This is a genomic window from Streptomyces sp. yr375 (assembly GCF_900110755.1).
Taxonomy (GTDB): Bacteria; Actinomycetota; Actinomycetes; order Streptomycetales; family Streptomycetaceae; genus Streptomyces.
On sequence record NZ_FOFF01000010.1, the window covers coordinates 71,537 to 83,581 of the forward strand.

Below are 12,045 nucleotides of genomic sequence, written 5' to 3' on the forward strand. Positions count from 1 at the left end.
GGCGATGAGGGTCGGGTCGGGGGCTCATGGGGGGGGCCGGTGAGGGCCTGACGAGGGTCCGGTCGGGGGTCCGATGAGGGTCAGGTCCGGGGCCTGACGAGGGTCGCGTCGGGGTCGGATGAGCGTCCGGTCCCGTCGGGGTCCGGTGAGGATCGGGTCCGGGGCCTGACGAAAGTCCCGCCGGGGGCCCGGTGAGGGCCGACCGGGGCCCGGTGAGGGCAAGGGGGCCCGGTGAGGGCCGACCCGGGGCCCGGTGAGGGCAAGGGGGCACCGGACGAGGGATCGATGGGTGAGGGGGCGCTTAGCGAGGGAACGCCAGCCGAGAGGTTGTCGGACGAAGCGGCGTCAGACGAGGGGTCGTCGGACGCGGGACGCTGACGCTTCTCAGCGCTGGAGCAGCGCGAACGACGCCCCCTGGTTGTCGGTGACGACGGCCACCGTGCCGTACGACGCGGCGAACGGCCCCGCCTGCACCCGCCCGCCGAGCCGGCTCACCGTGCCCAGCGCCGCTTCGCAGTCCTCGACGCCGAAGTGGACGAGGAAGTGCGGCGGCATGACGTCGGAGAAGACGTCGCCGACGGGTGCCCGGCCGAAGTCGGGCTTCGCGCCGGGGCCGAAGAGGGCGTCGTGGAAGAGGTGGCCGTAGAAGGTGTTGGCGTGCTCGGTGTCGCGGGCGTAGAGCTGCGCCCAGGCGAACGTGCCGGGGGTGTGCCGGACGCCGAAGCCGGCGTGGCTCCCGATCTGCCAGAGGCCGAAGACCGCGCCCTCGGGATCGGCGGCGAGGGCGGCGGTGCCCAGCGCGCCGACCGGGAAGGGGGGCATGATCACCTGTCCGCCGCCGGTCCGGATGCGGTGGGTGGTGGCCTGTGCGTCGGGGGTGGCGAAGTACACCGTCCAGACGGTGGGCATACGACCGTCCGTCTTCTGGGCGAGCGCGGCGACGGCAGCCCCGTCCAGCCGGGCCCATACGGAGGTGCCCTGGCCTTCCGGCCGCCCCTCGAAACCCCACCCGAAAAGCTCACCGTAGAACCGCCGACCGGCCTCCACATCGGGAAGCTGCGCATCCACCCAACAGGGGACACCCTCCGGGAAACCTTGGGGAGACCCCTGGGAGAAGCCTTGAGCGGACCCTTGGCCGGAGCCTCCGGGGAACCCTTCAGCGGGCCGCTGCGGGAACCCCGGGGGGAACCCCTGGGGGGATGGCTGGGGGGATGGCTGGGGAGACCCCGAGGAGGAGCCCTCAGCGGGCCTCCCTGAGGAACCCTGAGGGGAGCCCGGCCCGGACCTCGGCCCGGAACCCGGCTCGACCCCAGGCCCGGTCCCCTGCGGGAACCCTTGCGGAGATCGCTCGGGAGTTCCCGGGGAGGTGCCCTCGGAGGATCTCGGCGAGGAGCCCTCGGGGGACCTCTCCGGGGGCCTCCCGGGGGCACCCTCACCGGAGCCCTCAGTGGAGCCCCTGCGGGAGCCCTCGGAGGAACCCGCACCGGAGCCCTTGCGGGAACCCTCACCGGAGTCCTTGGGGGAACCCTCGGCGGAGCCGTTGGCGGGGTCCTTGGGGGAACCGTTGGCGGAGTTTTCGGCGGATCCCTTGGCGGAGCCCTCTGCGTTCACCGATGCCCTGTTTTCGGCCATGCAGCCAAACTAACGGCGGTTCACGCGACGCGCAGACCCTGCGTGCGCACCCTGCGCGACCAGGCACACCCGTCTCCACACCCCCTCGCACCCCATTTGCAGTCGGCCGAATCGCGCTCCGATCACCCCTCGGTAAGCTGACGGCATGACAGGACAAGTGCGTACCGTCGACGGCCGCGTGGCCGGTCGGCGCGGGCAGGCGACGCGGCAGAAGCTGCTCGACTGCCTCAGCGAGATGCTCAGCTCCTCTCCCTACCGGGACGTCAAGGTCATCGATGTCGCCCGGAAGGCGGGTACTTCGCCCGCGACGTTCTACCAGTACTTCCCGGACGTCGAGGGTGCCGTCCTGGAGATCGCCGAGCAAATGGCCGCCGAGGGTGCCGAGTTGACCACGCTGGTCACGGGCCGTTCGTGGGTCGGCAAGGCGGGCTGGCAGACGGCGCAGGAGCTCGTCGACGGCTTCCTGGAGTTCTGGCGGAAGCACGACGCGATCCTCAGGGTCGTAGATCTCGGCGCGGCGGAGGGCGACAAACGCTTCTACAAACTCCGCATGAAGATCCTCAACTCGGTGAACAACTCCCTGTCGGACGCGGTCGCCGAGTTGCAGTCCAAGGGCAAGGTCGACAAGGACGTGAACCCGGCCGCCGTCGCCGGTGCGCTCGTCGCGATGCTCGCGGCGGTCGCCTCGCACCAGAAGGGCTTCCAGACGTGGGGCGTCAAGCAGGCTGAACTCAAGCCGAACCTGGCGCTGTTGGTGCACCTGGGCATCACCGGCAAGAAGCCGACGAAGTAGCCCCGCCCTCGCGCCACTCTTACGCCAACCTCCAAGACCCCAAGAGTCCAAGACTTCAAGAGTCCGAGACTCCTACGTCAAGTCCTGTCTGCCAGACGGCGGTTCACCCGGTTGCTCGGTCAGTCGGTCGGCCGGTCGGTCGTTCATTCGTCCGTCCGCCTGTCCGCCCGCCCGTCCGGATGGACCGCCGCTTGGTGTCTACGGCCTGGGCGTGATCCGGAACAGCCGGATCTCCCGCTCCACCCGCGCCTGATACGTCGCATACGGCGGCCAGAACGCCAGCAGCGCCTTCCAGACGGCCGCCCGGTCCTCCCCCACGAGCAGCACGGCCGTCACCGGGATGTCCGCGCCCTTCCAGTTGATCTCGGCGTCGGGGTGGGCGAGGAGGTTGGCGGTCCAGGCGGGGTGCCCGGTGCGGCCGAAGTTGGAGCCGATGAGGATCCAGCTCCCGCCGCCTTCCTCGGGCATGCAGGCCAGCGGCGTCCGGCGCGGCTGCCCGCTCCGCGCGCCGGTGCAGGTCAGGATCGCCCCCGGCACCATCTGGGCACTGAGCAGCACTTTTCCCCGGGTGAGCCGATGGACGGCCCGGTCGAGGACGGGGATGACATGCGGGGCGACTTTCGCAAAACCCCGGGTCGAGGAAACCCTCTGAACCAGACGGACCCCGACCCCACCGACCCCACCGGTCCCACTGCTCACGCCTCTCACGCCTCTCTCGCCTCTCTCGCCTCTCACACCAAGACCCCCGTCCGCTCGAAGAGCCGTGCCTGATCGGCCGCATGGGCGCGGAGCCGGTGCACAGGCCCGAACAGCAACTCGTCGCCGGCGGCCCGCTTGAAGTACAGGTGGGCCTCGTGCTCCCAGGTGAAACCGATACCGCCGTGCAACTGAATGCCCTCGGCAGCGGCCCGCCGCAACGCCTCCAGCGCCTGCGCAAGAGCAAGCCCCCCGACCCGCTCCACCCCCTGACCGTCCCCATGACCGTCCTCCTGGCCGTCCTCCTGACCAGTCGCCCAGGCGGCGTAATAGGCGGCGGACCGAGCGGCCTGGACCTGGACGTACACATCGGCCAGCCGGTGCTGCACGGCCTGGAAGGAACCGACGGCCCGCCCGAACTGCTCCCGCTGCCCGAGGTACTCGACGGTCCGCTCCACCACACGATCGGCGGCCCCGACGGCCTCACAGGCGAGGAAGGCGGCGGCCAAGTCCCCGGTACGGGAAAGGACTTCGGACAACTCGGAGACGTCCACCGCCTCACTCCCCAGCAACTCGGCCTCGACGTGCCGGAGTTGGACACGGCCCTGCGGCCGGGTCGCGTCCAGGGCGGTCTGCCGGGTGCGTACGAGCCCGGCGGCGTCCCCCGCCACCAGGAACAGCAGGGTGCGGGACCGGGCGAACCCCCCGGCGTGCGCGGCGACGACCAGCAGCCCGGCGCTGTGCCCGTCGAGCACCTGCACGGCCTCCCCGTACAACTGCCACCTCTCCCCTGTCCGCCGGGCCTGGACGCCCCCGGCCCGCCCCCCGCCGGCCCAGTCACCGCCGTTTCCGCAGGTCAGGGCGAGGGCGGCGGTGAGGACGGGGGCCGGGACGGCGAGGGCGGCGGTCAGGGTGCCGTCGGAGATTTGGGGCAGCAGGCGGGCGCGCTGGGCGTCGGTGCCGAGGGCGAGGATCAGGGGCGCGGCGAGGACGGAGGTCGCGAGGAGCGGGGAGGGGGCGAGGGCGCGGCCGGTCTCCTCGGCGGCGAGGGCGAGGTCGGTGCGGTGGCAGCCGACGCCGCCGTACGCCTCCGGGAGGGCGAGTCCGGGCAGGCCGAGCTGTTCGGCGAGGGCGGTCCAGAGGGCGGGGTCGTGACCGGTGGGGGTGTCGAGGGCGGCCCGCAGCTCGTGCGGACCGGAGCGTTTGTGGAGGAGTTCCCGCAGCGTGCGGCGGATCTCGCCCTGCTCGGCGGTGAAGTTGGGGTTCATGGATGACGCTCCCCTCCGTATCTGACGGTCCGTCATATTAGGGCGCGGGGAGGCGAATGCCCAGACGAATGGACGAATGCCCGGACGCCACAACACCTGCCACCGAACCTGCCCCCGACCAAGGCATCTGATGTACCGTCAGATACATGGTGGGGAACCCAAACTTGGGGAAACGTGGCACCCGCGACGTGGCCGTCGTCGGCGTCGCCCTCTCCGACTGCGGCCGAGTGGACGACGCAACCCCGTACGCCCTGCACGCCCAGGCGGCCCGCCGCGCGCTGGCGGACGCGGGCCTCGACCGTTCGCAGGTGGACGGCTTCGCGTCCGCAGGCCTCGGCACGCTCGCCCCGGTGGAAGTGGCCGACTACCTTGGCCTGCGCCCCACTTGGGTCGACTCCACGTCGGTGGGCGGCGCGACGTGGGAGGTCATGACGGCCCACGCGGCGGACGCGATCGCCGCCGGACACGCGAACGCGGTTCTCCTGACCTACGGTTCGACGGCTCGCGCCGACATCAGGGCCGGCCGTCGCACCGGTACCTTCGCCTTCGGCGGGCGCGGCCCGCTCCAGTTCGAGGTGCCGTACGGCCACACGCTGATCGCCAAGTACGCGATGGCCGCCCGCCGTCACATGCTCCAATACGGCACGACGATCGAGCAGTTGGCGGAGGTGGCGGTCCAGGCGAGGGCGAACGCAGCCCTGAACCCGGAGGCGATGTTCCGCGACCCGATCACGGTCGACGACGTCCTGTCGGGCCAGATGATCGCCGACCCGTTCACCAAACTCCACTGCTGTCTGCGCTCGGACGGCGGCGCGGCGGTGCTGCTGGCGGCCGAGGAGTACGTACGCGACTGCCGTACGGCACCGGTGTGGATCCTCGGCACGGGCGAGCACGTCTCGCACGCCGCCCTGTCCGAGTGGGACGACTTCACGGTCTCCCCGGCGGCGGTGAGCGGCCGACTGGCCTTCGAACGGGCGGGGTTGCGTCCGCAGGAGATGGATTTCGCCGAGATCTACGACGCGTTCACGTACATGACGCTGGTGACCCTCGAAGACCTGGGCTTCTGCCCGAAGGGCGAGGGCGGCGCCTTCGTGGAGAAGGGCCGCCTGACCCTGTCGGGATCCCTCCCGACCAACACGGACGGCGGCGGCCTGTCGGCCCAACACCCCGGTATGCGGGGCCTGTTCCTGCTGGTGGAGGCTGTACGGCAACTACGCGGCGAGGCGGGCACCCGCCAAGTCCACGGACCGGACGGCGAGTTGCCCCGCCTCGGAGTGGCCTCCGGAACCGGCGGATGGTTCTGCTCGTCGGGGACGGTGGTGTTGGGCCGGGGGTAAGACCTACGACGGCTTCCACCACCCGTCCCCAAGACCCCAAACCCCCCAACCCCCCAACCCCCGACGGAGGGTCGGCTGCTGCCAAGCTCCTCCCCATGTCCGCACGCGAACGAAGACTGCCCAGGCACCGCGCCTGGCCACTGACCACCACCGACATCAACGAGTGCCTCGGCACCGCCATGGCCCACGTCAGGGATCTGAGGTTCCTCACCGGGCACGACAGCGGAACCATCGTGCTGGGCGCCGCTTGGATCGCCCCGCACCCCGGCAACTACGGCGGCGGCGTCCACCCGGACATGGTCGGCGTCCGGATCGACGTCCATCCGGTCGCCGCCACCGAACGTGCCGCCACCCGCGCCGTCCTACGGGCACAGGCCCTCCCCCAACTCCTCGACTGGATCACGCAGGCGACCACCGCCGACGAGACCTGGCGCCTGACCCCTCACCAGCACCACTGGCGACTCACCGACGGCCACCTCACCCACCACGACGAGGCATGAGAGGCCATTCGTGAACGGATGACGGCAACCTTTTCGACGTCGGCGGCCACTGACGAGACGACAGCTTTGCCAAACACCACTCCAAGCACTCCAAGCACTCCAGAACGCTCCAGACGACTCAGGACTCCTCAGGTCTCCTCAGGAGTCAGGGTTTTCCGGAGCTTTTCAGGACGTGCTGCGCCCGACCGCGTAAGGATTCCTCCGTGGCAGCCTCTTCGCACCGACGTTCCCATCGCCCCGACCGCCGTCCCGACCGGCGCACGGTCCGCGTCCCCGCCGTCGCCGTGACGGCCGTGGCCGCCGTCGCGCTCGCCGTGTCCCTGGTCGTGGCCTTCCGCCCCGGCGGCGGGGACGACGACGGCGCGCGCACGCTCAAGCCGGTGGCCGGCGCGCAGGCGACCGGGTCACCGACAGCGAGGCCTACGTCATCGGCATCGGCATCGCCGACGCCGACGTCGGGCTCCCCGACCCCAAACCCGTCCGCGCCCCCGTCCGCACGCCCCTCGGCCAAGCCCGCCAAGCCCTCCGTATCTGCCGCGCCCGGCGCACCCGGCGTACCTGCGGCCCGGGCGGCGTCCCGTACGGTGCCGTCCGCCGGGCGGATCCAGCCCGGGACCGACTACCAGGGCATCGCCACTTCCTACGACGTCGGCGACGGCAACGGCGCCTGTTCCTACGGTCCGACCTCCGACGTCATGACGGCGGCGATGAACACCGCCGACTACGAGACGTCGAAGGCGTGCGGCGCGTATGTGCTCGTACGGGCGTCGGGCGGGGCGTCCGTGACGGTCCGGATCACCAACGAGTGCCCGGCGCCCTGCGCACCCGGCCAACTCGACCTGAGCCGACAGGCGTTCGCGAAGATCGCGCCGCTCTCGGCGGGCCAGATCCCGATCACGTGGAGCCTGCTGAGCCCGGCGACGTCCGACACGATCTCGATCCGCTACAAGACCGGTTCCACCCAGTACTGGTGCGGCGTCCAGGCGATCGGCCACCGCAACCCGCTGGCCCGCCTGGAGGTCCGCGCGAACGGCTCGTGGGTCGCGCTGCCCCGCACCGAGTACAACTACTTCCTCTCCGAGCAGGGCAGCGGATGCGGCGGCGAGCTCAGGCTCACCGACATCTACGGGGAGCAACTGACCATCGCCGGAATCGCCGTACGCCCGGACGTGGTGCAGTCGACCGGGGTCCAGTTCGCCCGGCACTGATGCCGTTGTGCGACCGCGCATACTCGCTGCATGGCTACGGATCTCCACGAACTGCTGAGGACGCTACGGGTATGGGCCCCGGAGGTGACGGAACTGCCGTCCTTCGACCCGGAGTCGACCCCCGACGACCCCCTGCCCCTCTTCACGGAGTGGTTCGCGGAGGCGGTCGCGGCCGGGCAGACCGAGCCGCACACGATGACGCTGGCCACCTCGGACGAGGACGGCATGCCCGACGCCCGCATCGTGATGCTGCACGGCGCCGACCCGGACGGCTGGTCCTTCGCGACCCACGCGACCAGCCGCAAGGGCCGCCACCTCGCCGCCCGCCCCTACGCCGCGCTCACGTTCTACTGGCCGGTGCACGGCCGCCAGATCCGCGTCCGGGGCCCGGTCACGGTGGCCCCGGCCGAGGCCGCGCAGACCGACCTGCGCGTCCGCTCGACGGGCGCACTGGCCGCCGCGCTGACCGGGCACCAGAGCGAAGTCCTGGGCTCGGTGGAGGAGTTGGCGCGCGCGTCGGAGGAAGCCTGGGAACAGGCGGCCCGAAACCCGACGACGGAGGCCGCCTCCTGGACCCTGTACCGGCTACGACCGGACACCGTGGAGTTCTTCCAGGGCGACGCCCGCCGCCGACACGTACGCCTGGCCTACCGGCGCGAACCGGGAACGGGGACAGAAAGGTGGACAAAGGAACTGCTCTGGCCGTGACGCGGTCCCGACTTTCACACACGCGGGCCGCGCGGGCCGCGCGAGCACGAGCACGAGCACTCACGCTCGATCACGTAGAGCTTGGTCACCCCGCGTGTCCATCACGGAGATACCCGCAGGCCCCCGCGCGCGGCAGCACCGCCCACATGCGCGTGCCGCCGCCCGGTTCGCGGCCGGCGCCGATGCCCCAGTCCCCGTGGCAGGCTCGGACCACGTGGTCCAGCACACCCAAGGACACCCGTCGGGACAGGTCGCAGACGGCGCCCAGGCGAACGTGGGCGTGGCGGGGGTGGCCGTCGTAGAGGGTGACGCGGAGGGCTTCGTCGCGGTAGCGGAGCGACACGTACACGGTGGCCGTGGGGGAGAAACGGCAGGCGCAGGCGGCCAGTTCGCTCACCACCTGCACGGTCGCGTCGGCCGCGTCGGCGAGGCCGTGCGCGTCCAGGATCGTCCGGGTCGCCGCCCGCGCGATGCCGGGACTTCGCGGAACGGCGGGCATCGTGAAGCTGAAGGAGAGTGCCTCCGGCCGGGCGAGGACGAACGGGGCGTCGGCGGGGGCGAGGGTCGGCGACTGGCACACCCCGGTGTCGAGATACACGGCACCTCCCTTGACTGGTACGGCTGGTACGGAGGGAACCCACCCGGTGGCCTGTCTCCCCGACGCGAGCTCGCCCCTCCCGGGGGAGGAGATGACGGGCGGGCACGCGTGATGCGCTTCCGGGACGGTTGTTACGGCTCAGTGGTCGAGCCATGACTGACCGTAGAGGAAACCGGTGGATCGTTGCCACCTTTTCGTCGATATTTCCACCGATCGAGGTGGACCCGATCCAGCTCGAACGGGCAGACTGACGCCGCGACCATCGGAGGAAGTGACCTATGCCGCCAAGGGCAACACCCAGCGAACGCCAGAAGCGACTGGGCGCCGAACTGCGAAAGATGCGCCTCGCGGCGCAGGTACCGACGGAGTACGCCGCAGGACTGCTCGGCATCGACCGGACGAAGATCTCCAACATCGAGTCCGGTGTCCGCGTCATCACCCCCGACCGCCTGCGGACCCTCGCCTGCAACTACGACTGCCACGACCAGGCGTATGTCGACGCACTCGCCGACATGGCAACCGGCCGCACGCGCGACTGGTGGGACGCCTACCGAGGTCAAGTCCCCGCAGCGCTCATGGACATCGCCGAGTTGGAATGGCATGCCAAGCGGGTGCGGGCGGGTCTGGCCATGCACGTACCGGGCCTGCTCCAGACCGATGCCTACGCCCGCACCCTCTTCGCCGCCGCCCTGCCTCCCCTGTCGAAGGCCGAGGTCGAACTGCGCGTGGCCCTGCGCCTCCAACGCCAGCAGGTGCTGCACCGCGAGAACCCCGTCGGTTACGTCGGCTACGTCCACGAAGCGGCCCTGCACGTCGAGTTCGGCGGCGTGAAGGTGATGCGGGCCCAACTCGACCGCCTCTGCGAGCTGTCCGAGCAGGAGAACATCGACGTACGGGTGATTCCCTTCCGGGCCGGCGCCTTCCCCGGCGCCGGGCAGGCCGTCATCTACGCCGAAGGTCCCGTGCCCCAACTCGACACCGTGGAACTCGACTCGGCACACGGTCCCGAGTTCCTGCACGGCCAGTCCCAACTCGACAAGTACCGTGCGCACCTGGACTGGATGGAGACGGCATCATTGCCGTCGGCCGACTCGCGCGACTTCATCCACGCCATCGCCAGCCGCCTTTGAGGAGCATCACGATGAGCCAGATCACCTGGGAAGACCCCTACTGCGCCGAGGGTGCGAACTGCTTCCGCATAGGCACCGACCCCTCCGGCAACGCCTACATCGCCGTCGCCGGACAGGAAGACACCCCCCTCACCGACACCCACGACGCCCTCCGCGCCCTCATCCTCGAAATCAAGGCAGGCAAGGCCGACCACCTCCTGTAGCCGCCCGCCTGACCGTCCCGCCCTCGCCCGCAGCCACCGCAGCGCGCTGCGGGTGTCGGCGCTCGTGCGCAGTAACACGTACGCTCCCGACGCAACACACCGCCGGGCGAGACCGGCGCGGCCGACGACGTACGAACCCGGGCGAAGGAACTCACTTCAGGCCTTCGGCCTGAACACCGGCACGCCCTCCCGGAACGTGACCTCCAGCTCCAGCCCCGCCCGCAGCCCCTGCACCTGCACCTGCCCCTCGCCCACCACCTCCGTGGACATCCGTGGGCCCTCCGCCAGGTCCACGACCGCCGCGATGTACGGGGTTCGCGCCGCGAACGGTGGCAGGTCGTTGTGGTGGACTGCGGACCAGGTGTAGAGCGTGGCCCGGCCGCTGGCGTCCTGCCAGGTCACGTCCTCGCTCCAGCAGTGCGGGCAGAACTCCCGGGGGTAGTGGTGGGCCCGCCCGCACGCGCCGCAGCGCCGGATCAGCAGGCGGCCCTCGGCTGCCGCGTCCCAGTACGTACGAGTGAAGGCGTCGATCTCGGGAACGTCGAAACGGGCGTCCATGAAACTGACGGTACGTCAGGCAGGCTGCCCCGGGAAGGGGCGAGGGGGTCTTCCCCGTACGGTCACAACCACGCGTCCTACGTCACAATCTCCCCCCACCTCTCCCCCACACGTGATCGATCCGCAACCAATTCCCCTCTTGACCGAGACCCATCAACCGCGCACGTGATTACGCTCGCGCTCATGGAAGACTCCGCACCCCGCCCGGCCCCCCAGGCGATCACCACCGCGAACCCGGCCGACCGCCCCGTCTACGTCATCGGCGGCGGCCCCGGCGGGCTGGCCACCGCGTACGCGCTGCGTGCCCAGGGCATACGTGCCGTCGTCGTGGAGAAGGCCGACGGGGTCGGCGCGTCCTGGCGGCGCCACTACGACCGGCTGCATCTGCACACCACCCGCCGCCTCTCCGCCCTCCCCGGGCTGAAGATGCCGCGCAGGTTCGGGCGGTGGGTGGCCCGCGAGGACGTGGTGCGGTACCTGGAGAAGTACGCCGAGGTCCACGAGCTGGAGATCGTCACCGGCGTCGAGGTCACGCGCGTGGAGCGCACCCCGGACGGCACCGGCTGGCTGCTGCGCGCGACCGGCGGGCGCGAGCTGGTCGGCGCGGCGGTCGTCGTCGCCACCGGCTACAACCACACCCCGCACCTGCCCGACTGGCCCGGCCGTGCGACGTTCACCGGCGACCTCACGCACGCGTCCGGCTACCGCAGCGGCAAGGACTACGCCGGCCGGGACGTCCTCGTCGTCGGCGTCGGCAACACCGGCGCCGAGATCGCCGTCGACCTGGTGGAGAGCGGCGCGGCGCGGGTACGGCTGTCCGTGCGCACCGCCCCGCACATCGTGCGCCGCTCGACGGCCGGCTGGGCCGCGCAGTACACGGCGATCCTCGTACGACGGCTGCCGGTCCGCCTCGTCGACCGGCTCGCGCGGCCGATGGCCAGGCTCAGCGTGCCGGACCTGTCGGCGCACGGCCTGCCCCGCCCCGACACCGGCCTCTACTCCCGCGTCAAGGACGGCGCCATCCCGGTCCAGGACGTCGGCCTGATCGACGCCGTCCGCAAGGGCCAGGTGGAGATCGTGGCCGCCGTGGCGGAATTCGCGGACGCCAGCGAAAACAGCGTCAAGGACGGCGGCACGGTCCTCCTCGCCGACGGCAGTCGGATCTCGCCGGACGCCGTCGTCGCCGCCACCGGATACGTCCGCGCGCTGGAGGGCCTGGTCGGCCACCTCGGCGTACTCGACGAGCGCGGCAGACCCGTGGCGCACGGCGCCCGCCCCCCTAAGGACACCCCCGGCCTGTACTTCACCGGCTTCACCACCCCCATCAGCGGCACGCTCCGCGAGCTGGCGATCGACGCGGAGCGCATCGCGAAGGCCGTCCGCCGCCAACTCCGCTAGATGTGGCCCTCCCTCA

The 12,045-nt window shown here is 71.2% G+C and carries 13 protein-coding genes; 8 read left to right on the forward strand and 5 right to left on the reverse strand.

From position 1 onward, the window contains the following. Window positions 1–384: 384 nt before the first annotated feature. Entirely contained in the window at window positions 385–1,068 is a 684-nt protein-coding gene (locus BMZ82_RS13330) for an AfsK-binding protein KbpA (RefSeq protein ID WP_093775174.1), read from the reverse strand. 721 nt (window positions 1,069–1,789) lie between these two features. Between BMZ82_RS13330 and BMZ82_RS13340 the strand changes: the two genes are divergently transcribed. After that, window positions 1,790–2,425, forward strand: coding sequence for a TetR family transcriptional regulator (locus BMZ82_RS13340; protein ID WP_093775178.1), 636 nt, complete (start codon window positions 1,790–1,792; stop codon window positions 2,423–2,425). A gap of 198 nt (window positions 2,426–2,623) precedes the next feature. On the opposite strand, the gene BMZ82_RS13345 is transcribed toward BMZ82_RS13340, so the two are convergent. Beyond that, window positions 2,624–3,124 (reverse strand): nitroreductase/quinone reductase family protein, encoded by a 501-nt coding sequence (locus BMZ82_RS13345; protein ID WP_093775180.1) that lies wholly within the window; start codon window positions 3,122–3,124, stop codon window positions 2,624–2,626. Window positions 3,125–3,156: 32 nt separating this feature from the next. Next, a complete protein-coding gene (locus tag BMZ82_RS13350; protein ID WP_093775182.1) occupies window positions 3,157–4,389 on the reverse strand; it encodes an acyl-CoA dehydrogenase family protein in 1,233 nt (410 codons plus the stop codon). A gap of 164 nt (window positions 4,390–4,553) precedes the next feature. Between BMZ82_RS13350 and BMZ82_RS13355 the strand changes: the two genes are divergently transcribed. The 4 genes from BMZ82_RS13355 (at window position 4,554) to BMZ82_RS13370 (ending at window position 8,142) form a co-directional block, all read left to right on the forward strand. After that, the gene (locus BMZ82_RS13355) at window positions 4,554–5,726 is read left to right on the forward strand and encodes a thiolase C-terminal domain-containing protein (RefSeq protein ID WP_256251891.1); all 1,173 of its coding nucleotides are present in this window, start codon (window positions 4,554–4,556) and stop codon (window positions 5,724–5,726) included. 95 nt (window positions 5,727–5,821) lie between these two features. Continuing rightward, window positions 5,822–6,226: a hypothetical protein gene (locus tag BMZ82_RS13360; RefSeq protein WP_093775186.1), complete on the forward strand. Its 405-nt coding sequence runs from the start codon at window positions 5,822–5,824 to the stop codon at window positions 6,224–6,226. Between the two features lie 203 nt (window positions 6,227–6,429). Further along, entirely contained in the window at window positions 6,430–7,434 is a 1,005-nt protein-coding gene (locus tag BMZ82_RS13365; RefSeq protein ID WP_093775188.1) for an expansin EXLX1 family cellulose-binding protein, read from the forward strand. Window positions 7,435–7,464: 30 nt separating this feature from the next. Further along, window positions 7,465–8,142: a pyridoxine/pyridoxamine 5'-phosphate oxidase gene (locus BMZ82_RS13370; protein WP_093775190.1), complete on the forward strand. Its 678-nt coding sequence runs from the start codon at window positions 7,465–7,467 to the stop codon at window positions 8,140–8,142. Window positions 8,143–8,227: 85 nt separating this feature from the next. Here BMZ82_RS13370 and BMZ82_RS13375 read toward each other — a convergent pair whose 3' ends face one another. Then, window positions 8,228–8,740, reverse strand: coding sequence for an ATP-binding protein (locus tag BMZ82_RS13375; RefSeq protein WP_256251892.1), 513 nt, complete (start codon window positions 8,738–8,740; stop codon window positions 8,228–8,230). 278 nt (window positions 8,741–9,018) lie between these two features. Between BMZ82_RS13375 and BMZ82_RS13380 the strand changes: the two genes are divergently transcribed. Together BMZ82_RS13380 and BMZ82_RS13385 are read left to right on the forward strand one after the other, a co-directional pair. Further along, complete coding sequence (locus BMZ82_RS13380) at window positions 9,019–9,870, forward strand: helix-turn-helix domain-containing protein (RefSeq protein ID WP_107487658.1); 852 nt, start codon at window positions 9,019–9,021, stop codon at window positions 9,868–9,870. An 11-nt stretch (window positions 9,871–9,881) separates the two neighbouring features. Next, window positions 9,882–10,073, forward strand: a complete 192-nt coding sequence (locus BMZ82_RS13385; RefSeq protein WP_093775194.1) for a hypothetical protein — start codon at window positions 9,882–9,884, stop codon at window positions 10,071–10,073. 156 nt (window positions 10,074–10,229) lie between these two features. Here the strand turns inward: BMZ82_RS13385 and BMZ82_RS13390 are convergent, their stop codons facing one another. After that, window positions 10,230–10,631, reverse strand: a complete 402-nt coding sequence (locus BMZ82_RS13390) for a Zn-ribbon domain-containing OB-fold protein (RefSeq protein WP_093775196.1) — start codon at window positions 10,629–10,631, stop codon at window positions 10,230–10,232. A 183-nt stretch (window positions 10,632–10,814) separates the two neighbouring features. Here BMZ82_RS13390 and BMZ82_RS13395 point away from each other — a divergent pair, with 183 nt between their 5' ends. Next, window positions 10,815–12,029 (forward strand): flavin-containing monooxygenase, encoded by a 1,215-nt coding sequence (locus tag BMZ82_RS13395; protein WP_093775198.1) that lies wholly within the window; start codon window positions 10,815–10,817, stop codon window positions 12,027–12,029. Window positions 12,030–12,045 lie beyond the last annotated feature (16 nt).